A 20,340-nucleotide genomic window follows, 5' to 3' on the forward strand; every position below is an offset into this window, starting at 1 on the left:
GCCGGCCATGCCCGCATCGTCCACATTGCCAGCTGCCATCGTCGATGCCCACCACCACCTGTGGCGGCTTGGCCCGGCACGCTATCCCTGGCTACAGGAGCGGTATGACGCCGCCGCGTTCTTTCTTGGCGACTATGCCGCGCTGCGGCAGGACTTCGATCCTGCCGACTACCTGCGCCAGTGGGATGGCCTGCCCTTCGCTGCCAGCGTCCACGTGGAAGCCGAGCGGCATGCAGACGAGTCGGTGGCCGAGACCGCATGGCTGCATCAGGTCCACGCGCGCCATGGCTTTCCCAACGCGGTGGTGGCGCATGCCGACTTCAACAGCGACACGCTGGCGGAACAGCTGCGCGCGCACCAGGCCTTCCCGCTGGTGCGGGGCGTGCGGTGCAAGCCGCGCACCAGCCAGGCGGCGGATGGCAGCGTGCGCGGCCAGCGCGGCACGCTGCAGGATCCGCGCTGGCTGTCCGGGTTGCAGCGGCTGGCGGAGCACGGCCTGGCGTGGGACCTGCGGGTGCCGTGGTGGCACCTGGAGGAAGCCGCCGAGGCGATCGCGGCGGTGCCGGGCCTGGCCGTGGTGGTGGAACACACCGGCCTGCCGTGGGACCGCACCGAAACGGGCCTGTCCGGCTGGCGCCGCGGGCTGGCGGCCCTGGCCAGCCTGCCCGGCGTGCACCTGAAGCTGTCCGAGTTCGGCTTGCCGGGCGCGGCATGGGATCGCGCCGGCAATGTCGCCGTCATCCGCCAGGCGCTGGAGATCTTCGGCTGGCAGCGCTGCATGTTCGCCAGCAATCTGCCCGTGTCGGGGCTGCGCGCATCGCTGCATGAAATCGTCAATACCGTCGCCGCCGCGCTGGAAGGCCTGCCCGACGCCGCCGCGCAGGCGGTGTGGCACGACAACGCCATGCGCTTTTACCGGATCGGGACGCCCGGGGCGAGCCGGCGCTGAACCCCGTCCACCCAGGAGTCCTCAATCATGAACCGAATTACGCTGCGCCTGATCCAGGGCGCGATGGTCGCCATGATGGCCGCCATGATCGTGCTGGTCTTTGGCAACGTGGTGCTGCGCTACGTCTTCAATTCCGGCATTGCCTTTTCCGAGGAAGCCTCGCGCTTCATCTTCATGTGGCTGACGCTCACAGGCGCCCTGCTGGTCATGCATGACAAGGCCCACCTCGGCATGTCCACCCTGGTATCGCGGCTGGGCGAGACCGGGCAGCGTGCCTGCCGCCTGCTCGCCGACGCGGGCGCGCTGGGCTGCTGCCTGCTGCTGGCCCACGGAGCCTGGCAGCTGGTGGCGATCGGCATGGACGACCGCGCTCCCGTCACCGGCGTGCCGCTGGGCGTGGTCTATGCCTGCCTGCTGGTGTGCAGCGTCGGCATGGCAGCGATGCTGCTGCACGGGCTGTGGCGCCTCGCCAGCGGACGCATGGCGCAGCATGAACTGGTGCCGCAGTCCGGCGCCTCCGGCGAATAAGCGCAAGGAGCCTGTCATGACCATCTTTGTCTTTGTCGGCTCGCTGCTGGGCGCGATGTCGCTCGGCATGCCCATCGCCTTTGCGCTGCTCGCATCCGGGGTTGCGCTGATGCTGCACCTGGGCAACTTCGATACGCAGATCCTCGCGCAGAACATGCTCGAGGGCGTCAACAACTATCCGCTGATGGCGGTGCCGTTCTTCATGCTGGCGGGCGAACTGATGAATGCCGGCGGCCTGTCACGGCGCATCGTGGGCGTCGCCGACGCGGCGGTCGGGCACGTCCGCGGCGGCCTGGGCTACGTGGCGATCATCGCGGCGACGGCGGTGGCCAGCATCTCCGGCTCGGCCGTGGCCGATACCGCCGCGGTCGCCGCGCTGCTGATCCCGATGATGCGCAACGCCGGCTACAACGTGCCGCGCGCGGCGGGACTGATCGCGGCGGGTGGCATCATCGCCCCGGTGATCCCGCCGTCGATCGCCATCGTGGTGTTTGGCGTGGTCGCGCAGGTGTCGATCACCAAGCTGTTCCTCGCGGGCATCGCACCCGGCGCGATGATGGCGCTGACGCTCGCCGTCACCTGGCACTTCTGCGCACGCAAGGAAAAGCTGGCGCCCACCGAACCCTTCGATGCCCGCCGCCTGGCCAGAGCCGCGCTCGACGGCATCTGGGCCCTGGTGCTGCCGGTGGTGATCATCGGCGGCATGAAGATCGGCGCGTTCACGCCGACCGAGGCGGCGGTGGTGGCCGTGGTCTACGCGATGGTGGTCGGCCGCTTCGTCTACGGCGAACTGAAGCTGCGCGCGCTGCCGGAACTGATCGTCACCGCGGCCAAGACCTCCGCCACGGTGCTGTTCCTGGTGGCCTGCGCGCTGGTGTCGGCCTGGCTGATCACCATCGCCAATATCCCGGCGCAGGTGACCGACCTGCTCGAGCCGTTCATCGACAACAAGATCCTGCTGATGTTCGTCATCATGGTCCTGGTGATCGTGGTGGGCACCGCGCTCGACCTGATGCCGACGGTGCTGATCATGACCCCGATCCTGATGCCGGTGATCACCAAGGCAGGCATCGACCCGGTGTACTTCGGCGTGATGTTCGTGCTCAACAACGCCATCGGCCTGCTGACGCCGCCGGTGGGCACGGTGCTCAACGTGGTGGCGGGCACGTCGCGCTGCAGCCTGGACAGCGTGATCGGCGGGGTCTGGCCGTTCCTGCTTAGCCTGACCGCGCTGATGTTCCTGTTCGTGCTGTTCCCGCAGCTGATCCTGGTGCCGGCCGCATGGCTGCACTGAGGCCGGGCGCGCTCCATCTTCCTTCCTTGCAGGACACAAGATGCCATCCATCAACGAGATCGAGGACCTGCGCCGGCTCGCCCGGCAGCGGGTGCCGCGCATGTTCTATGAATACGCCGACTCCGGTTCGTGGACCGAGTCCACGTACCGCGCCAACCAGCGCGAGTTCGGTCGCATCCTGCTGCGCCAGCGCGTGGCCGTGGATATCGGCGAGCGCCGCGTCACCACGCGCATGCTGGACCAGGATGTCGCCATGCCGGTGGCGATCGCCCCGACCGGGCTGGCCGGCATGCAGCACGCCGACGGCGAGATCCTGGCCGCCCGCGCCGCGCGCGATTTCGGCGTGCCGTTCACGCTGTCCACGGTCAGCATCTGCTCGATCGAAGACGTGGCCGAGGCCACCGGCGGCCATCCGTTCTGGTTCCAGCTCTATGTGATGCGTGACCGTGCCTTCGTCGAACGCCTGATGGACCGCGCCCGCGCCGCGGGCTGCCCGGCGCTGGTGCTGACGCTGGACCTGCCGGTCAGCGCACAGCGCCACAAGGACCTGCGCAACGGCCTGTCGGCGCCGCCGCGCCTGACGCCGCGCAACCTGCTCAACATGATGGGCAAGCCGCGCTGGTGCCTGGGCATGCTGGGCACGCGCCGCCGCACCTTCGGCAACATCATCGGCCATGTGCAGGGCGTCGACGACATGAGCTCGCTGGCCGACTGGTCGAGCCGCCAGTACGACCCGACGCTGGACTGGGACGACGTGGCGTGGATCCGCCGCCGCTGGCCCGGCAAGCTGGTGCTCAAGGGCATCCAGGATGCCGAGGATGCGCGGCTGGCATGCCGGTCGGGCGCGGATGCGCTGATCGTGTCTAACCACGGCGGCCGCCAGCTCGACGGCGCGCCGGCATCGATCCGGGCCCTGCCCGCCATTGCCGAGGCCGTGGGCGACCGCATCGAAGTCCATATGGACGGCGGCATCCGCTCCGGGCAGGACGTGCTGAAGGCGGTCGCACTTGGCGCCAGGGGCGTCTATATCGGCCGCCCGATGTTGTACGGGCTGGGCGCCATGGGACAGGCCGGCGTGACGCGGGCGCTGGAGATCATCCGCAAGGAACTCGACCTGACCATGGCCTTCTGCGGCCACACCGACATCCGCGCGGTCGGCACGGACATCCTGCTGCCGCCGCATCCGCCTGCCTCGTAGTTTTCCTGACGTAGCCACCCACCCAACCGCAAACAAACCAGACCGGAGACAACAGATGACCATCGTTCGCCAAACCCTGCGCGCCCGCCGGGCGCTCGCCAGCCTCGCCGCGGCCACCGCCGTCGGCGCCATCGCCCTGATGCCCGCCCCAGCCGCGGCACAGCCCACGCCCTCCGCCGAATGCAAGGCGGCCCTGGACGCCCGTGCGCAGAACCCCAACTACCCGCGCGAGCGCGTGCCGCGCTACATCAAGACGCCCACCGGCTACCTGCTGGTGCTGCGCATGGGCGACAACGTGTTCGAGCAGATCGAAGCCTTTGCCCTCTGCGAGAAGGTGCCCAGCGCGAGCCTGTCCGCGATCGGCTTCGCCAACGTCACGTTCGGCTTCTGGGATGCCGCGAAGAAGCAGTTCAACCCGCGCACCTTCCGCAACGTGGAGATGGCCAGCATCGTCGGCAGCCTGGCGTGGAAGGAAGGCAAGCCGTCGATCCATGCGCATGGCGTGGCCGGCGACAGCAGCTTCGACACGTACGGCGGCCATATCCTGTCGATGGAGGTCGGCACCGGATCACTTGAGGTAACGGTCATCACGCATCCACAGCTACTGGAACGTGCGACCGATCCGCGTATCGGTGCCAATGTGCTTGGATTGCACGATACGCACTAAGTACGCTTCTGCGCGGCCTGGCAGATGCAAACTGCAAGTCCGACTCCACCGAAGGCAGGGCGGCGCGTCCTCAGGACTCGCCGCAGTGGCTTTTGCAAGCCGTATTCGAGTTCATCGGATGGCTACAGGATTGACGTTGACTTGCGTGGAACCCACGTACAGCGGCTGACCCAGCACAAAGAGGAACTCCCACGCCTTGTCACGTACGAGTGCGCGGCTGTCGATCAATTCCAGGTTGTAGATGCCGCGCTTGGCGAGCATGTACTGGTTAACCGGGAACTCCTCATTGCCGCGCGGGTTCGGATAGACTTCGGACGCCCATGTGTCGCCGCCGAACGCAACGATGCCCTGGTCGGCCAGCCACTGCGCGGCTTCCATGCCGATCCCGGGTTCCACTTCCAGGAACTGCTTGTTGTCCTTGCCGACCAGCTCCAGCCACCCCGTGTTGAACAGCACCACATCCCCTTTGCGCAGGGTCAGGCCCTCTTTCCTGAGAACCGCCTGGATGTCGGCGACGGTGAACTCGGTGCCGCCGGGGACGATCGCCTTGCCATAGTGCGCGGTCATGTCGAGCACGACGCCGCGGGTGACGATCGGCGGCACCTTCTCGACACCGAGCTTCTTCACGCCATCGACGCCGACAAAGTCGGCCGCCTTGTTGCCGTTGTAATAGACGTTGTCGATGCCGATGTGGCCGATGCCGTTGAGCTGCGTGCCGACACCCGTCCACGCGTTCACGAGTTCGTCGTTGAAGGTGAACTTGTTGGGCCCCAGCGACTTGCCAGCCTGCTGGCCCACCTGCACGTTGTAGAGCCGGAAGCTGCGGTGGCGGAATGCGGGCAGGTCCTTGTCCACCGGTACGGCCAGCGGGTAGGTTTTGCCGGTCTTCACCAGCGTGACGGCCTGCCTGACCACATCCGGGGTCAGCAGGTTCGCCGCGCCGATTTCATCCTTCTGCCCGTAGGCGGACGGATACCAGTCCGCCGCGGAGGCAGCGTGCATGGCAAGCGGCAGCATGGCAGCCAACGCGAGTTTCGCGAACGTCGTCTTCATCATCGATCTCCGGGTTCCGTTCAGGCTGCGGCTTCGGCCAGCGTAGGGTAGTCGGTCAGGCCTTGTGCACCGCCGCCGAAGAGCGTGCCGCGGTCATGCTGCGCGAGCGGCGCGCCAACGCGCAGGCGCTCGGGCAGATCCGGGTTCGCAACGAACGGACGGCCGAAGGCAATCAGGTCGGCCCAGCCCGCGGCGATGGCTTCGCGCGCGCGTTCCGCGGTGTACTTGCCCGCATAGATCAGCACGCCGGGGAACGCTTCACGCAGCTTGCGCTTGAATGCCGCCGGCATCAGCGGCGCATCGTCCCAGTCCGCTTCCGCGATATGGAGGTAGCCGACGCCGAGCTCACCGAGCAGCCTGGCCGCGGCAAGGTATGTCGTTTCGGGATCATCGTCGACGCAGCCGTTCAGCGTGGTCAGCGGCGCCAGGCGGATACCGACGCGCGACGCGTCGCCCGTGCCTTCGACCAGCGCCTGCGCGACTTCGCCCAGGAAACGCAGGCGGTTCTCCAGCGACCCGCCGTAGGCGTCGGTGCACGTGTTCGCGTTCGAGTCGATGAACTGGTTCACCAGGTAGCCGTTGGCGCCGTGCAGCTCGACGCCGTCAAAACCCGCCTCGATCGCGTTGCGCGCGGCGGCGCGGTACTGGTCCACGACTTCGCGGATCTCGTCGACGTTCAGCGCGCGCGGCGCGGAGGCCTGGACGAAGCCGGGCGTGCTGCCGTCCTCGCCGGCGATGAACACGTTTACGCCCTGCGCCTGGATCGGCGACGACGACACGGGTTGTTGCCCGCCGAGCAGGCTCTCGTGGCTCAGCCGGCCCACATGCCAGAGCTGCGCGAAGATGTGGCCGCCGGCGGCGTGCACGGCCTCGGTCACCTTGCGCCATCCGGCCACCTGCGCGGGCGTGTGGATGCCGGGCGTCCAGGCATAGCCCTTGCCGAGCGGGGCGATATAGGTGCCTTCGCTGACGATCAGGCCTGCGCCCGCGCGCTGCGCGTAGTACGCGGCCATCAGCGCATTGGCCTCGTCGCCGGGCTGGCTGGCGCGCGAGCGCGTCATCGGCGGCATCACGATGCGGTTCGGCAGCATCAGCCCGCCAAGTTGAAGCGATTGGAACAGCGGATCCTGGGTCATGGTGCGTGTGCTATCGGAGCCGCGGCCTGCGGGCCGCGGAGGGATCGATGAAAGACGGGTCGAAGAAAGACGGAACGAAAAAGGGGCGCTGCGGGTTCAGTCCCATTGCGGCGCGAGGCCGTCGGGGCTGACTTCGCGGCCGTTGCGCTCGAGCGCGGCGATCTGCGCCATGTCTTCGTCGCTCAGGCGCAGCGTCTGCGCGAGCAGGTTGCTGGCCAGGTTCTCGCGCTTGGTGGACGACGGGATCACCGAGTAGCCGAGCTGCAGCGCCCAGGCCAGCACCACCTGGGCCGGCGTTGCCTGGTGCCGCTGCGCGATCGCGCCGATCACCGGGTCGCCCAGCACCTTGCCGTATGCCAGCGTCATGTACGACGTGACGTGGATCACCTCTTGCTGCAGGAAGTCCACCAGCTTGCGGCCCTGCAGATAGGGGCTCAGCTCGATCTGGTTGGTCGCGATCGCGTCCTTGCCGACCGCGGCGATCGCCTGCCTGGTCAGGTCGATGTTGAAGTTCGAGATGCCGATCTGCCGCGTCAGGCCTTTTTCCTTCGCCTCGGCGAGTGCGGTCATGTAGGCCTCGAGCGGCACGCCGTTGCCGGGCGCGGGCCAGTGGATCAGGGTCAGGTCGACGTAGTCCGTGCGCAGCTTCGCCAGGCTTTGCTCGAGACTGGGCACGAGCTTGTCGCGGGCGTAGTTGTCGACCCAGATCTTCGTGGTCAGGAACAGGTCGTCGCGGCGCACGCCGGACGCGGCGATCGCCTCGCCCACGTCCGCTTCGTTGCCGTAGATCTGGGCGGTGTCGATCGCGCGGTAGCCGAGCTCGAGGCCGTTGCGGACCGAGTCGATGACAAGCTGGCCTTGCAGGCGGAACGTGCCGAGGCCGAAGGCGGGGATATTGCGCATGGTGTGCTCCTTGATGGGGACCGGTTTGATCTGGAGGAGATTCTGCCGGTAGAAACTGATGAAATAAACGCCGTTACTGGACAAAAATATTTGATCCAAAATCAAGTATTGATGCCGACCGCAACGGGTTCGAACCCGGTTCGATGGCGCCGTTCACAGGGCGCGCAGGCTGCCTTCGAGCCTGTAGAAGTCCAGCGACGGCGCGGTGAAGAACGAACGCGAAGTGCCGGCGGCAAAGTCGTCGAGGTGGACGACCGTGGCACGGTCGGCTTCCTGCCATGAGATCGCATAGATCTCGCCGGCTACGTGCCGCCACGTGTAGGCGACTTCGCCGGTGGCACCGGCGAAGTCGCCTTCGGTGATCTCGTAGCGCATGTGGATGCCGTCTTCGGCATAGGCGTTGATTGCGGTCAGCCCGGCGTAGCGGACTTCGAACGTCTTGCCGGCAAACGGCGGGCGACGGGTCGGTTCGTGCATGGATGGTTTCCTGCGAAGGCGTGAAACAACAAGCAATGGACCGCAGTGTGCCCGCTTAACTCTTGCTCAAAAAGTGGTCTATGAACCAAACTGTCTTGATTCAAGATCAACAATGAACGCAGCCGGGTTGGCCTCTTGCACGCGCGTTCTTCCTGGCGTGTCGCGCCTGGACAGTAAGAGAGCGTGAGCACGCCTCGAGACGCCTAAACCGACGACGCCCGCGTCACCAATCGGATGGCTACGTTGCCACCCGCAAGGTCGACCCCTACCTGGACGGTGCGCGCGGCAATGACCGTCGCAACCCGTTCTACGACGGCGCCAACGCAGCTGATTCGCATCCCGACCTGCAAGTGGTTGCCGGGCTAGACCGAACCGGTGTCTCGGCCAGTCCTGCGCGCAAGGCAGACCCGTACCTGGATGGCGCACCCGGCAACAGCCCGCGCGCCCCCTATTCAGAACGGGCCCGCGACGCCAATGGCTCCGCTGAGCACGTTTCGGCATAACCGCCGGGTTTATCGCGAGCACCATGCCTGGTCTGGGCGGTGGCCTCCGCTGCTACCTCCTGGGTCATGACACTTGAGATGAAATCAAAAGTATTTGACCCATACACGGCTTAATCAACAAATATAAACCGCGCAAACTACGGTCCATCGACGAACTTCCCGAGCCCGCGGCCACTACCCCCGGTGGCCGCACCCCTCCCTGATCAAGGTCCAAAAATGAGTCTACTGTTCAAGCCCTTCACCATGGGCGAGCGCCAGCTCGCTAACCGGATCGCCATGGCCCCGCTGACCCGTTCCCGCAATCCGGACGGGGTTCCCAACGACCTCAACGCGCTCTATTACAGCCAGCGCGCCGACGCCGGCCTGATCGTGACCGAGGGCACGGTGATATCGCCCAGCGCCCAAGGCTTCCTGTTCAACCCGGGTCTGTACACACCACAACAGGTCGATGGCTGGCGCAAAGTCACTGACGCCGTCCACGCCAAGGGCGGCACGATCTTCACCCAGCTCTGGCATGTCGGCCGTGTGAGCCATGTTTCGATCCAGCCCGGCGGCATTCAGCCGGTCAGTGCCACCGGCCAGACCGCGAAGAACACCAAGGCCTGGGGTTACACCGCCGACGGCACGCCGGGTGCGGTCGATGTGTCCGCGCCCCGCGCACTGACGACCGGCGAGGTCTATGGCGTGATCGCCGATTTTGCCGAGGCCGCCGCCAATGCCATGGAGGCCGGCTTTGACGGCATCGAGCTGCACGGCGCAAATGGTTACCTGATCGAACAGTTTTTGAACCCGACGGTGAACGATCGCACCGATGAATTCCGCGGCGACACCGTGGAGAGCCGCACCCGTTTCGCCCTGGCAGCCATCGACGCGGTCGCGGCGCGGATCGGTGCGCAACGCACGGCCATCCGTTTGTCGCCCTATGGCGGCCTCGGCGACATGGCCGCCTACCCTGAGCTCGAGGAAACGTACCTCCATCTCGCCGATGAACTCTCAAAGCGCAATATCGCTTACGTCCACCTGATGGATCAGAGCACGCGGGGCAGTTCGGCCACGCCAGGTGACTTCCTTGCAAAATTCCGCCGCCAGTTCACGGGCGTGCTGATCCTTGCCGGAGGCATGACGCGCGCACGCGCCGATGGCCTCATCGCCGATGGCCTGATCGATATTGCGGCATTCGGCGAGCCGTTCATTGCCAACCCCGACCTGGTCGCACGCCTCGAGAATGACTGGCCCCTGGCCATGTCCGATCGCGCGCTCCACTATGGCGGCGGCGCCGAAGGCTACACCGACTATCCCGCCTACGACGGCAAGGCCGCGGCATAAGGCACCTGCCAGGATCTGCCACGATGAAATCCAATACCGCACTGCTAGCGCTCGCCATCGGCGCCTTCGGCATCGGCACCACCGAATTCGCCCCGATGGGGTTGCTCCCCGTGATCGCCGAAGGCGTCGACGTCAACATCCCAACCGCTGGCATGCTGATTACCGCGTACGCGGTTGGGGTGATGGTCGGCGCGCCGGTGATGACCCTGCTGTTCAGCCGCTTCGGCAAGCGCACCGCACTGATGGCGCTGATGGCCATCTTCACCGTCGGCAACCTGCTGTCGGCGCTGGCGCCGGGATACGCCACGCTGCTGGCGTCGCGCCTGGTCACCAGCCTCAACCATGGCGCCTTCTTCGGCCTTGGGGCCGTGGTGGCCGCCAGCGTGGTGCCGAAGGAAAAGCAGGCCAGCGCCGTGGCAACGATGTTCATGGGACTGACCATCGCCAACATCGGCGGCGTGCCGGCGGCGACCTGGATCGGGCAGCAGGTCGGCTGGCGCCTGGCGTTCGCCGGCACCGCAGTGCTGGGGCTGGTCGCCATTGCCGCGCTTTGGCTGGCGTTGCCGCAGGGCGAGCGCGGCACCCCGCCCAATGTGCGCCGCGAACTGGCGGTGCTCACCCGCCCGCCGGTGTTGCTGGCGATGGCGACAACGGTGCTGGGCGCGGGCGCCATGTTCACGCTCTACACCTATATCGCGCCGGTGCTTACGGATCTCACCGGGGCATCCGACACCTTCGTCACCGTCTCGCTCGTGCTGATCGGCATTGGCTTCACGGTCGGCAATCACGTGGGCGGACGGCTCGCGGACTGGTCGCTCGATGGCGCGACGAAGCTCGTCCTGTCGGCGCTCGCCGTCATCATGCTGGCGCTCCCCTTCGCCCTCTCCCACCACGTCACCGCGGCCCTTGGACTACTGGCATGGGGCGCTGCGACCTTCGCCGTCGTCCCGCCAGTGCAGATGCGGGTGATGGCAGCCGCGGCGGAAGCACCGGGACTCGCCTCGTCGATCAACGTCGGCGCGTTCAATCTCGGCAATGCCCTGGGTGCCGCGCTGGGTGGCGGGGTCATCAGTCTGGACCTCGGCTACAGCGCAGTGCCAGTCGCCGGCGGCCTGCTGGCTGCGGCGGGATTCCTGGTGGTGTGGCTCAGCCGGGCAGACAGGCGCGCCCTGGTCACGTCGTGAGTGCTGTGCCGGCGCCCACGCGGCGGCAGGAGAAGTGAGAAGTGAGATGTCGCAGACGAGCGCCGTCCAACGCCGCAAAAAGCTATAGTGTCGGCTTTCGGTCCTGTCGTTGCCATGAAGCCGCTGGCTGTCCCTTCCCTCGCCAACATTGCATCGCGCCTTCGCCTCAAGCAGTTGAGGCTGTTGATCGCGCTGGAGAACCATGGCTCGCTGCACAAGGCGGCCGAGGAAATCGCCATCTCGCAACCCGGCGCGACCAAGGTGCTGCGCGAGATCGAGGACATCCTTGGCATGCCGCTGTTCGAACGGCAGCCGAAAGGACTGGTCGCCAATGATCTCGGGCGCTGCGTCACGCGCTATGCGCGCCTGATCTACAGCGACTTGGAACACCTGCACGCCGAGGTCACTGCCCTGACGCAGGGACACGGCGGCCACCTTGCGGTCGGCGTCATCATGGGCGCGGTGCCGCTGCTGACACGGGCGCTGACCGACCTGCGCCATCGTCAGCCGCATCTTTCGATCGAGATCGTGGAGGGGACCAGCACCAGCCTGCTGGCCCTGATCGACGAGGGGCGCGTCGATCTTGCCATCTGCCGCAGCGGCGGCAGCCGGCGTCCGGAGGCTTACGACTGCGTGCCGCTCGAATCCGAGCCGCTGGCGGTGGTGGCCGCGCGCGCGCATCCTCTCGCCCGCAGGAAGACGCTGAGCTTGCGCGACCTCGCGGAGGCGTCATGGGTAGCCTACCCTGTCAACACGCCGATGCGGTTCGCGCTCGAGCGCGTGCTCGCCGATGCCGGCATCGACGTGCCACGCTATCCGATCGAGACCGCATCGACCTTTGCAGCCCTCACCCTGTTGCAGGCGAACGCCGAACTGGTCGCCGTGATCCCGCGCGAAGTGGCGGCGTTTGGCGAGCAGTTCGGACTGGTGGCGCGCCTGCCGGTCGCGATCCCGGTCATCGAGGAGCCCTACGGCGTGGTGACCCGCGCCGGCGCGCACCTGTCACCAGGTGCAAGGCTGCTTGCCGAGGCGCTGCAGCAACATCTCATCTGATCGGCGAGAACGCCGCCGGCATCAGCAGCTTCGACTCCATCTTCTCGAGCATCGGGAAGGCCTTGGGAATGAATTTCTCGAGCCAGTCGCGATCTTCATAGAGTGCCGCACGCCGCTTGATGCGGTCGTCCAGGCTTTCGTAGGCCCAGATATGGACCACCTGGTTGAGTTCGCCGATCTCCGTGTACCACCAGCCGACGAGCGTGGCATAGCGGGAAATCACCGGCAGGCCTTCTTGTTCGAAGTGCTGCAGGTATTCCTTCATCTTGCCGATCTGGACCGTATAGGTCCGCATTTCATAAAACATGGAGACTCCTGTTTGCTGGGATGATGGATGAAATGACCCGGCCGCTGCGGGCCGCTCAAAGGTTGCCGGCATGCGCGGCGAGGATGATCCGCTCGATATCGCCCGCCGTGGTCAGGCGCGGGTTGACCAGGACGTTGCCGCTGCGCATCGAATCGGCGACCATCTGCGGCAGGTGCTCAAGGTCGACACCGAGCTCGCGGATGTTCGAAGGAATGCCGAGCGCGCGGTTGAGCTCGACGATCTGCGCCACCAGGCGGCGCGCCGCGGTTTCGGCATCGACGCCCGCCACCTCGGCACCGAGCGCGTCGGCAATGTCGCGATAGCGCTCCGGGCAGGCGGGCCCGTTGAACGCGATCACGTAGGGGAGCAGCGCCGCATTGGCGATGCCATGGGCGATGTTGAACACGCCGCCCATCGTGTGCGAGATCGCATGGACGTTGCCCAGCTTCGACTGCGAGAAGGCGACGCCGGCAAGGAACGACCCCACCAGCATGTCTTCCCTGGCTGCGAGGTCCGAACCGACGTAGTAGGCCTTGCGCAGGCTGCGCCCGATCAAGCGCACCGCGCCCAGCGCCAGCGCCTGGCTGACCGGATTCGCCTGCTTCGATACATAGGATTCGATCGCATGGGTGAGCGCGTCCATGCCGGTCGCGGCGGTGATGGCCGGCGGCAGCTTCAGCGTCAGCTCGGCGTCCAGGATCGCCAGTTGCGGAAACAGCCGCGGACTGATGATCACGGTCTTGAACAGCGTCTCCTTGTTCGTGAAGACCGTCGACGCGGTGCACTCGCTGCCCGTGCCTGACGTCGTCGGAATCGCGAAGATCGGCAGCGGCGCGTTGGGAATCCTGTCGTAGCCTTCGTAATCCAGGATGGTGCCCGCGTTGGTCGCCATCGCGGCGACACCCTTGGCGGTATCGATGCTGCTGCCGCCGCCGACGCCGATCACCGCGGTGCAATCGTGGTCCTTCAGGAAGGCCACGGCGCGCTCCAGCACGGTGGTGCTGGGATTTGCCTCGACGCCCGAGAAGACGTCATAGGCCACGTCAGCAGTGCTGAGGGAGGCAAAGAATCCTTCCAGCACACCGCTCTTGATCAGGCCTTCGTCGGTCACCACCAGCAGCTTGCCGCGGAACAAGGGCTTGAGCAGCTCGCCGGCCCGGTTGGCCAGGCCGTTGCCGAACTTCAGCGTGGTCGGGAAAAAATATTGGAATGGAATCATGGGGCTTTCTCCGTTCGATGTCTCCGAGCCCCGAACAGTACAAAGCCCCCCGCCAATCCCGGTAATGAAAAGAATGGATTGGCCGATAACGGTCCCTTATGCGGTTACCGTGCGGCTACCCGTGCTGCCAGCCAGCGCTGGCGCGCGCCATCCTGCTGGTTATCACGCAATCACGAAGAGTCATTAGGCAAGGCCTGGCGGCGGCCCTACAGTGCCCGGCGGCAATGAAGCAACACGCCGCACCATCACAACGAAGCGAGACAACCATGCCGTCCTTACCCTCCCCTGCCCTGTCGTCGCCATCGGCCAGCGAAGCCGTGCGCCCCACCAGCGTGCGCTGGCGCATCTTCCTGATCATGCTGCTGCTGACAGCGATCAACTACATCGACCGGGCCTCGCTGTCGGTCGCGCTGCCGTTGATCGCGCCGGAATTCAATTTGTCGCCGGCGCTCGAAGGCCTGATGCTGAGCGCGTTCTTCTGGTCGTACGCACTGATGCAGATCCCAGCCGGCGTGCTGCTGGACCGGTATCACACGCGCGGCATCATCGCCGCGGCGACGGTTGGCTGGGGTGCCTTCCAGGCGCTCGGTGCCGCCTCCCACAACTGGATCGTGCTGCTGCTCACGCGCATGGGCCTCGGCGTGTCCGAGTCGCCGATCATGCCGGCCGGCGCCAAGCTGATCGGTAGCTGGCTGACCCCGCACGAGCGCGGCCGCGGCGCCGTGCTCGTCGACGGCGGCGCCCCGCTTGGCAGTGCCCTGGGCGCGATCCTGATCTCCGGGTTGATCGCCTGGTTCGGCTCGTGGCGCATCGCGTTCGTGATCGCCGGCGTCGGTACGATGCTGGCGGGCGTGCTGGCGTGGCGCTACATCCGCAATCATCCGTCGGACCACCCCGGCGTCAACGCTGCCGAGCTGGAGCACATCACGCGCGGCAACGCGCGCGCCAGCACCGCCGCCGCGCGCGTGCCGCTGCGCGAACTGGTGCGGGACCGCTCGGTGCTGGCCATGTTCGCCGGCTACAGCTGCATCCTCGCGGTCTTCTATGGCTTGCTGACCTGGATGCCGAGCTATCTGCACAAGGCGCACGGCTTCAACATCGCCGCCATGGGCGGGGCCACCTTCATCATCTTCATGTCGGGCTTCGTCGGCGAGCTCATCGGCGGCTATATCGGCGACCGGTGGAAGGCGTCGGGCGCATCGCCCAATGTCGTCATGCGCACGATGTTCAGCGGCTCGTCACTGGTGGCAGCGGCCTGCATTCTCGCGGCGGCCTACATCCCCGACTCCGGCACGGTCGTCCTGCTGCTGTGCGTGGCGATGTTCTTCATCCGCTTCTGCGGCATGTACTGGAGCCTGCCGGCCATCGTCGGCGGCCCGGAACGCAGCGGCGTGCTGGGCGGTACCATGAACTTCTGCGGCAACATGGCCGGCGTGGTGGTGCCGATCCTGATCGGCGTGATCGTCCAGTGGTCGGGCTCCTACTTCCTGGCGCTGCTGTTCTTCGTCGTCATGGCGGTGCTGATCGCCGTGTTCTCGAGCCTGATCGACTACCGCCCGCGTGCGCACGGCTAGCCGGCACCGCCGCCTGGCAACGGATATCCGCCACCCCTGCAAAAGGAGAGCAACGAAATGGATCTGGGACTGCATGGCAAGCGCGCGCTGGTCTGCGGCGCAAGCAAGGGCCTCGGCTTTGCCTGTGCCGACGCACTGGCCGCCGAGGGTGTGGATGTGGTGATCGTGGCGCGCAATGCCGATGCACTGGAGCAAGCCGCCAGCGACATCCGTGCGCGCCACGGCCACCGCGTGGTCGCGGTGGCCGCCGACATCACCAGGCCCGAGGGCCGCGCCGCCGCGCTGGATGCGGTGGCTGGCCTGGGCGATCTCGACATCCTGGTCACCAATGCCGGCGGCCCGCCGCCGGGCAACTTCCGCGACTGGGACCGCGACGCGTGGATGGACGCGCTCAACGCCAATATGCTGACGCCGATCGACCTGATCAAGGCCACCGTCGACGGCATGATCGCGCGCAAGTGGGGCCGCATCATCAACATCACCAGCGGCGCGGTCAAGGCACCGATCGACGTGCTGGGCCTCTCCAACGGCGCGCGCTCCGGCTTGACGGGCTTTGTGGCGGGACTGGCGCGCGAGGTCGCCCGGCACGGGGTCACGGTGAACAACATGCTGCCAGGGCCGTTCCGTACCGACCGCCTCGGCAAGACCATCGAAGGCGCGGCCCGGCAGGCCGGGCTGACCGCGCAGGCCATGGCAGAGCGCCGCGCCGCCGAGAACCCCACCCGCCGTTTCGGCGATCCCGCCGAGTTCGGCGCCACCTGCGCTTTCCTGTGCAGCCGCCAGGCCGCCTACATCACCGCGCAGAATATCCTGCTCGATGGCGGCGCCTACCCTGGCACGTTCTGAAGCCCCGCGCGGGAATCGGCAGACGGCTGGCGGCCCGGCCTCCAGGTTCAGGTTCTACCGCCACTCACCGTCAACCTGTTCCGCTGGCCGGTGATGATCATCGATAGGTGCCGCAACGCGTCTTTGAAAATCAACGCGTTACGGCAACCTTTCGATAGCTGGCGATGGTCCCCGAAAGACGTCTTATCACTCCCACTCAATCGTCGCCGGCGGCTTCCCCGACACGTCATACACGACCCGGTTCAAACCCCGGACTTCGTTGATGATGCGGTTGGAGCAGCGGCCCAGCAGCGCATACGGCAGGTGCGCCCAGTGCGCGGTCATGAAGTCGGTGGTCTGGACCGCGCGCAGCGCGACCACGTAGTCGTAGGTGCGGCCGTCGCCCATCACGCCGACGGACTTGACCGGCAGGAACACGGCGAAGGCCTGGCTGGTCAGGTCGTACCAGCTCTTGCCGACCTGGTCGGGTTCGCACAGGCCGGCGGCGGCGTCGTGTTCGGTGGCGATGGTCTTGCGCAGTTCTTCGATGAAGATGGCATCGGCGCGGCGCAGCAGGTCGGCGTAGTCGCGCTTGACTTCGCCGAGGATGCGCACGCCCAGGCCCGGGCCCGGGAACGGGTGGCGGTACACCATTTCGGGCGGCAGGCCGAGCGCCACGCCCAGTTCGCGCACTTCGTCCTTGAACAGGTCGCGCAGCGGCTCCAGCAGCTTCAGGCCCAGCGTCTCCGGCAGGCCGCCGACGTTGTGGTGGCTCTTGATGGTGGTGGCCTTCTTGGTCTTGGTGCCGCCCGACTCCACCACGTCCGGGTAGATGGTGCCCTGCGCCAGCCACTTGGCGTTGGTCAGCTTGCGCGCCTCGGCCTGGAACACCTCGACGAACTCGCGGCCGATGATCTTGCGCTTCTGCTCGGGATCGGTGACGCCGGCCAGGTGGCCCAGGAACTGGTCGGAGGCGTCGACATGGACCACCTTGGCGTGCAGCCGGCCGACGAACATTTCCATCACCAGCTTGCCCTCGTCCTGGCGCAGCAGGCCGTGGTCGACGAACACGCAGGTCAGCTGGTCGCCGATGGCGCGATGGATCAGCGCCGCCGCCACCGACGAATCGACGCCGCCGGACAGGCCCAGGATGACCTCTTCATCGCCGACCTGCTCGCGGATCTTGGCGACCGCTTCCTCGATATGGTCGCGCATGACCCAGTCAGGCTTGCAGCCGGCGATCTGCAGCACGAAGCGCTCCAGCATCTGGCGGCCCTTGACCGTGTGCGTGACCTCGGGGTGGAACTGCACGGCGTAGTAGTGGCGCGTCTCGTCGGCCATGCCGGCGATCGGGCAGCTCGGCGTGGAAGCCATCAGCTTGAAGCCGGGCGGCAGGCCGGTGACCTTGTCGCCATGGCTCATCCACACCTTGAGCATGCCGTGGCCTTCCGGCGTGCGGAAGTCCTCGATGTCCTTGAGCAGTTCGGTATGGCCATGGGCGCGCATCTCGGCGTAGCCGAACTCGCGATGATCGCTCCACTCGACCTTGCCGCCCAGCTGCACCGCCATGGTCTGCATGCCGTAGCAGATGCCCAGCACCGGCACGCCCAGGTCCCACACCGCCTGCGGCGCGCGCAGCTGGTGGTCTTCATAGGTGCTGGCGTGGCTGCCGGACAGGATGATCGCCTTGGGGGCGAATTCGCGCACGAACGCGTCGCTGACGTCGTTCGGGTGGATTTCGCAATAGACGTGCGCCTCGCGGACGCGGCGGGCGATCAGCTGCGTGACCTGCGAGCCGAAATCAAGAATGAGGATTTTGTCGTGCATGATGGGCCGATGGCGTGTCTTCCGGGATGGGCTCGGTCACGACTTCCGTGCCGGGGCCATAGCCCGGCGGCGGCGTGATGACCGGCTCGCGCCGGTATTCTGGGGTATTCGTGGGGCGCGCCGCGGGGGCAACGCCGGGTTCCTTCCTGCTTTCCTGTTCCTGCAGCGCGCGTTCCATCTTCCGTTGCTGTTCGCGCACGCGCACGCGCTTGGCCGCCGGGATCTGCACCACGGCAAAGAACAGCAGCACCACCGCCATGGTCGGCAGCCAGAGCTTGCCGGCGCCTTCCAGCGGCAGCTCCAGGAACACCATCCAGGCGATGATGAGCACCGCGCTGGCGAGGTTCACGTAGCCTGCGGTGCGCGCCACCGGCACCGTCAGCTGGCCATTGAAGGCGGCCTGCCACAGCAGTACCGACAGCCCCACCAGCGCCACGCCCAGTAGCTGCCCGAACAGCGCCGGCTGCGGCTGGGGCAGCTGCAGCGCTGCGTACAGCGTGGTGAACGGGGACATCAGCAGCAGCACGCCCAGCAGCAGGTCCACCAGGGCATCGAAAAACAGCACGGCTCGCAGCAACACCTTCATTGGCGCTCCTCGTCTTGGCCCCGGCCGGTGGTGCGGCGGGCATCAGGACAACGCCTGCGTGGCGCGCGGCCAGGTTCGGATGGGATGGCGGGTCGGGCGCGGGCACGCGCCGGCGCGCCCTCGCCCCGATGCCGGCGGCCGCGCACCGCCTGCAGGGACGGTGCGCGGCCGCGGGGCATCAGTCGATATGGTAGTTCGGCGCTTCCTTGGTGATCTGCACGTCGTGCACGTGCGATTCACGCATGCCGGCTGCCGTGATCTGGACGAACTGCGCGCTCTCGTGCCAGTCGGCAATCGACTTGCTGCCGCAATAGCCCATCGAGGCGCGCACGCCGCCGGTCAGCTGGTGGATGATGGCCATCACCGAGCCCTTGTACGGCACGCGCCCTTCGATGCCTTCGGGCACCAGCTTGTCGACGTTGGCGGTGTTGTCTTCCTGGAAGTAGCGGTCGGCCGCGCCGTCCTTCATCGCGCCTACCGAACCCATGCCGCGGTAGCTCTTGAACGAGCGGCCCTGGAACAGGAAGGTCTCGCCCGGCGCTTCCTCGGTGCCGGAGAACATGCCGCCCATCATCACGGTGTGCGCGCCGGCCGCGAGGGCCTTGGCCACATCGCCGGAATAGCGCACGCCGCCGTCGGCGATCAGCGGCACGCCGGTGCCCTTGAGCGCTTCGGCCACGTTGGAGACGGCGGTGATCTGGGGCACGCCGACGCCGGCAACGATACGCGTGGTGCAGATCGAGCCCGGGCCGATGCCAACCTTGACGCCGTCGGCGCCATGCTCGACCAGCGCGCGCGCGGCGTCGCCGGTGGCGATGTTGCCGCCAACCACCTGCACCTGGGGGAAGTTCTGCTTGACCCAGCGCACGCGGTCCAGCACGCCCTGGCTATGGCCGTGCGCCGTATCCACCACAATCACATCGACGCCGGCCTTGACCAGCAGTTCGACGCGCTCGTCGTTGTCCGGGCCCACGCCGACCGCGGCGCCGACGCGCAGCTGGCCATGGTCGTCCTTGCTGGCGAGCGGGTTGTCCACCGCCTTCTGGATGTCCTTCACGGTGATCAGGCCACGCAGCTCGAAGGCCTGGTTCACCACCACCACGCGCTCGAGGCGGTGCCGGTTCATCAGCCGCTTGGCTTCTTCCAGCGGCGCGCCCTCGGCCACGGTCACCAGCTTGTCGCGCGGCGTCATCTTGGCGCGCACCGGCGCGTCGAGCTCTTCCTCGAAACGCAGGTCGCGGTTGGTGATGATGCCGACCACGGCCTTGCCCTCGACCACCGGGAACCCGGAAATGCCGTGCTGCTGCGACAGCGCGATCACATCGCGGATCTTCATGTCCGGCGAAATGGTGATCGGGTCACGCAGCACGCCCGATTCGTAGCGCTTGACGCGCGCGACTTCGCGGGCCTGATCGGCGGGCTTCAGGTTCTTGTGGATGATGCCGATGCCGCCGGCCTGCGCCATGGAAATCGCCAGGCGCGCTTCCGTCACGGTGTCCATCGCCGCGGAGACCAGCGGGATGTTCAGTTCGATGGAGCGGGTCAGGCGGGTGCGGAGGGAAACATCCCGGGGAAGGACGGCCGAATAGGCCGGAACGAGCAGCACGTCATCGAATGTGAGTGCTTTCTGGACAAGACGCATAGCAAATCCTCTAGGCGCAAAACCGAATTATACAGGAATGCGCGATTTGCTGATGCCCGCCAACGGCCTTTCCGAGGTGCCGTCTGCTA

At 66.7% G+C, this 20,340-nt stretch carries 19 protein-coding genes; 10 read left to right on the top strand and 9 right to left on the bottom strand.

What is annotated here, in order from left to right; all coding sequences use genetic code 11:
- Window positions 1-7 precede the first annotated feature (7 nt).
- Genes CBM2588_RS09530 through CBM2588_RS09550 form a run of 5 tightly spaced genes read left to right on the top strand, consistent with a single transcriptional unit; the run spans window position 8 to window position 4,636 of the window.
- The gene (locus tag CBM2588_RS09530) at window positions 8-949 is read left to right on the top strand and encodes an amidohydrolase family protein (RefSeq protein WP_115680336.1); all 942 of its coding nucleotides are present in this window, start codon (window positions 8-10) and stop codon (window positions 947-949) included.
- Window positions 950-976: 27 nt separating this feature from the next.
- Complete coding sequence (locus CBM2588_RS09535; protein ID WP_115680337.1) at window positions 977-1,477, top strand: TRAP transporter small permease; 501 nt, start codon at window positions 977-979, stop codon at window positions 1,475-1,477.
- A gap of 16 nt (window positions 1,478-1,493) precedes the next feature.
- On the top strand, window positions 1,494-2,771 hold the full coding sequence (locus CBM2588_RS09540; protein WP_115680338.1) for a TRAP transporter large permease: 1,278 nt from the start codon (window positions 1,494-1,496) through the stop codon (window positions 2,769-2,771).
- Between the two features lie 40 nt (window positions 2,772-2,811).
- Entirely contained in the window at window positions 2,812-3,969 is a 1,158-nt protein-coding gene (locus tag CBM2588_RS09545) for an alpha-hydroxy acid oxidase (RefSeq protein ID WP_115680339.1), read from the top strand.
- A gap of 55 nt (window positions 3,970-4,024) precedes the next feature.
- Window positions 4,025-4,636, top strand: a complete 612-nt coding sequence (locus CBM2588_RS09550; protein ID WP_115680340.1) for a PPC domain-containing DNA-binding protein — start codon at window positions 4,025-4,027, stop codon at window positions 4,634-4,636.
- 111 nt (window positions 4,637-4,747) lie between these two features.
- Here the strand turns inward: CBM2588_RS09550 and CBM2588_RS09555 are convergent, their stop codons facing one another.
- From CBM2588_RS09555 to CBM2588_RS09570, 4 genes are all read right to left on the bottom strand, one after another.
- Window positions 4,748-5,689 (bottom strand): cyclase family protein, encoded by a 942-nt coding sequence (locus CBM2588_RS09555; RefSeq protein WP_172583614.1) that lies wholly within the window; start codon window positions 5,687-5,689, stop codon window positions 4,748-4,750.
- A gap of 20 nt (window positions 5,690-5,709) precedes the next feature.
- Entirely contained in the window at window positions 5,710-6,825 is a 1,116-nt protein-coding gene (locus CBM2588_RS09560; protein WP_115680342.1) for an alkene reductase, read from the bottom strand.
- A 96-nt stretch (window positions 6,826-6,921) separates the two neighbouring features.
- On the bottom strand, window positions 6,922-7,728 hold the full coding sequence (gene dkgB, locus CBM2588_RS09565; RefSeq protein WP_115680343.1) for a 2,5-didehydrogluconate reductase DkgB: 807 nt from the start codon (window positions 7,726-7,728) through the stop codon (window positions 6,922-6,924).
- A gap of 153 nt (window positions 7,729-7,881) precedes the next feature.
- On the bottom strand, window positions 7,882-8,205 hold the full coding sequence (locus CBM2588_RS09570; protein ID WP_115680344.1) for a MoaF-related domain-containing protein: 324 nt from the start codon (window positions 8,203-8,205) through the stop codon (window positions 7,882-7,884).
- Window positions 8,206-8,924: 719 nt separating this feature from the next.
- On the opposite strand from CBM2588_RS09570, the gene CBM2588_RS09575 reads away from it, so the two are divergent.
- From CBM2588_RS09575 to CBM2588_RS09585, 3 genes are all read left to right on the top strand, one after another.
- Window positions 8,925-10,034: an alkene reductase gene (locus CBM2588_RS09575; RefSeq protein WP_115680345.1), complete on the top strand. Its 1,110-nt coding sequence runs from the start codon at window positions 8,925-8,927 to the stop codon at window positions 10,032-10,034.
- Window positions 10,035-10,057: 23 nt separating this feature from the next.
- Window positions 10,058-11,218 (top strand): MFS transporter, encoded by a 1,161-nt coding sequence (locus CBM2588_RS09580; protein ID WP_115680346.1) that lies wholly within the window; start codon window positions 10,058-10,060, stop codon window positions 11,216-11,218.
- Between the two features lie 114 nt (window positions 11,219-11,332).
- Complete coding sequence (locus CBM2588_RS09585) at window positions 11,333-12,271, top strand: LysR family transcriptional regulator (protein ID WP_115680347.1); 939 nt, start codon at window positions 11,333-11,335, stop codon at window positions 12,269-12,271.
- On the opposite strand, the gene CBM2588_RS09590 is transcribed toward CBM2588_RS09585, so the two are convergent.
- Together CBM2588_RS09590 and CBM2588_RS09595 are read right to left on the bottom strand one after the other, a co-directional pair.
- Window positions 12,264-12,578: an NIPSNAP family protein gene (locus CBM2588_RS09590; protein WP_115680348.1), complete on the bottom strand. Its 315-nt coding sequence runs from the start codon at window positions 12,576-12,578 to the stop codon at window positions 12,264-12,266. The two genes, CBM2588_RS09585 and CBM2588_RS09590, sit on opposite strands and share 8 nt — an antisense overlap.
- Window positions 12,579-12,633: 55 nt before the next feature.
- A complete protein-coding gene (locus tag CBM2588_RS09595) occupies window positions 12,634-13,797 on the bottom strand; it encodes an iron-containing alcohol dehydrogenase (RefSeq protein ID WP_115680349.1) in 1,164 nt (387 codons plus the stop codon).
- A gap of 266 nt (window positions 13,798-14,063) precedes the next feature.
- Between CBM2588_RS09595 and CBM2588_RS09600 the strand changes: the two genes are divergently transcribed.
- Window positions 14,064-15,371: an MFS transporter gene (locus CBM2588_RS09600; RefSeq protein ID WP_115680350.1), complete on the top strand. Its 1,308-nt coding sequence runs from the start codon at window positions 14,064-14,066 to the stop codon at window positions 15,369-15,371.
- 57 nt (window positions 15,372-15,428) lie between these two features.
- A complete protein-coding gene (locus CBM2588_RS09605) occupies window positions 15,429-16,217 on the top strand; it encodes an SDR family oxidoreductase (protein WP_115680351.1) in 789 nt (262 codons plus the stop codon).
- Between the two features lie 186 nt (window positions 16,218-16,403).
- Here CBM2588_RS09605 and guaA read toward each other — a convergent pair whose 3' ends face one another.
- The 3 genes from guaA to guaB all read right to left on the bottom strand — a co-directional run bounded on the left by guaA (window position 16,404) and on the right by guaB (window position 20,251).
- Window positions 16,404-18,023, bottom strand: a complete 1,620-nt coding sequence (gene guaA / locus CBM2588_RS09610) for a glutamine-hydrolyzing GMP synthase (protein WP_115680352.1) — start codon at window positions 18,021-18,023, stop codon at window positions 16,404-16,406.
- On the bottom strand, window positions 17,998-18,609 hold the full coding sequence (locus tag CBM2588_RS09615; RefSeq protein WP_115680353.1) for a hypothetical protein: 612 nt from the start codon (window positions 18,607-18,609) through the stop codon (window positions 17,998-18,000). The genes guaA and CBM2588_RS09615 overlap by 26 nt, the downstream gene beginning before the upstream one ends.
- Window positions 18,610-18,787: 178 nt before the next feature.
- Window positions 18,788-20,251, bottom strand: coding sequence for an IMP dehydrogenase (gene guaB / locus CBM2588_RS09620; RefSeq protein ID WP_115680354.1), 1,464 nt, complete (start codon window positions 20,249-20,251; stop codon window positions 18,788-18,790).
- Between the last annotated feature and the right edge of the window lie 89 nt (window positions 20,252-20,340).

This window comes from Cupriavidus taiwanensis (assembly GCF_900250075.1).
Lineage (GTDB): Bacteria > Pseudomonadota > Gammaproteobacteria > Burkholderiales > Burkholderiaceae > Cupriavidus > Cupriavidus taiwanensis_C.

What these genes read in the sequence shown, in the direction of transcription:
- CBM2588_RS09530 (WP_115680336.1), top strand. Translation starts at nt 8, where the DNA reads ATGCCCGCATCGTCCACATTGCCAGCTGCCATCGTCGATGCCCACCAC.
- CBM2588_RS09555 (WP_172583614.1), bottom strand. Translation starts at nt 5,689, where the DNA reads ATGAAGACGACGTTCGCGAAACTCGCGTTGGCTGCCATGCTGCCGCTT.
- CBM2588_RS09600 (WP_115680350.1), top strand. Translation starts at nt 14,064, where the DNA reads ATGCCGTCCTTACCCTCCCCTGCCCTGTCGTCGCCATCGGCCAGCGAA.
- CBM2588_RS09540 (WP_115680338.1), top strand. Translation starts at nt 1,494, where the DNA reads ATGACCATCTTTGTCTTTGTCGGCTCGCTGCTGGGCGCGATGTCGCTC.
- CBM2588_RS09545 (WP_115680339.1), top strand. Translation starts at nt 2,812, where the DNA reads ATGCCATCCATCAACGAGATCGAGGACCTGCGCCGGCTCGCCCGGCAG.
- CBM2588_RS09535 (WP_115680337.1), top strand. Translation starts at nt 977, where the DNA reads ATGAACCGAATTACGCTGCGCCTGATCCAGGGCGCGATGGTCGCCATG.
- CBM2588_RS09595 (WP_115680349.1), bottom strand. Translation starts at nt 13,797, where the DNA reads ATGATTCCATTCCAATATTTTTTCCCGACCACGCTGAAGTTCGGCAAC.
- CBM2588_RS09570 (WP_115680344.1), bottom strand. Translation starts at nt 8,205, where the DNA reads ATGCACGAACCGACCCGTCGCCCGCCGTTTGCCGGCAAGACGTTCGAA.
- guaB (WP_115680354.1), bottom strand. Translation starts at nt 20,251, where the DNA reads ATGCGTCTTGTCCAGAAAGCACTCACATTCGATGACGTGCTGCTCGTT.
- CBM2588_RS09585 (WP_115680347.1), top strand. Translation starts at nt 11,333, where the DNA reads ATGAAGCCGCTGGCTGTCCCTTCCCTCGCCAACATTGCATCGCGCCTT.
- CBM2588_RS09575 (WP_115680345.1), top strand. Translation starts at nt 8,925, where the DNA reads ATGAGTCTACTGTTCAAGCCCTTCACCATGGGCGAGCGCCAGCTCGCT.
- CBM2588_RS09590 (WP_115680348.1), bottom strand. Translation starts at nt 12,578, where the DNA reads ATGTTTTATGAAATGCGGACCTATACGGTCCAGATCGGCAAGATGAAG.
- dkgB (WP_115680343.1), bottom strand. Translation starts at nt 7,728, where the DNA reads ATGCGCAATATCCCCGCCTTCGGCCTCGGCACGTTCCGCCTGCAAGGC.
- CBM2588_RS09605 (WP_115680351.1), top strand. Translation starts at nt 15,429, where the DNA reads ATGGATCTGGGACTGCATGGCAAGCGCGCGCTGGTCTGCGGCGCAAGC.
- CBM2588_RS09550 (WP_115680340.1), top strand. Translation starts at nt 4,025, where the DNA reads ATGACCATCGTTCGCCAAACCCTGCGCGCCCGCCGGGCGCTCGCCAGC.
- CBM2588_RS09615 (WP_115680353.1), bottom strand. Translation starts at nt 18,609, where the DNA reads ATGAAGGTGTTGCTGCGAGCCGTGCTGTTTTTCGATGCCCTGGTGGAC.
- guaA (WP_115680352.1), bottom strand. Translation starts at nt 18,023, where the DNA reads ATGCACGACAAAATCCTCATTCTTGATTTCGGCTCGCAGGTCACGCAG.
- CBM2588_RS09580 (WP_115680346.1), top strand. Translation starts at nt 10,058, where the DNA reads ATGAAATCCAATACCGCACTGCTAGCGCTCGCCATCGGCGCCTTCGGC.
- CBM2588_RS09560 (WP_115680342.1), bottom strand. Translation starts at nt 6,825, where the DNA reads ATGACCCAGGATCCGCTGTTCCAATCGCTTCAACTTGGCGGGCTGATG.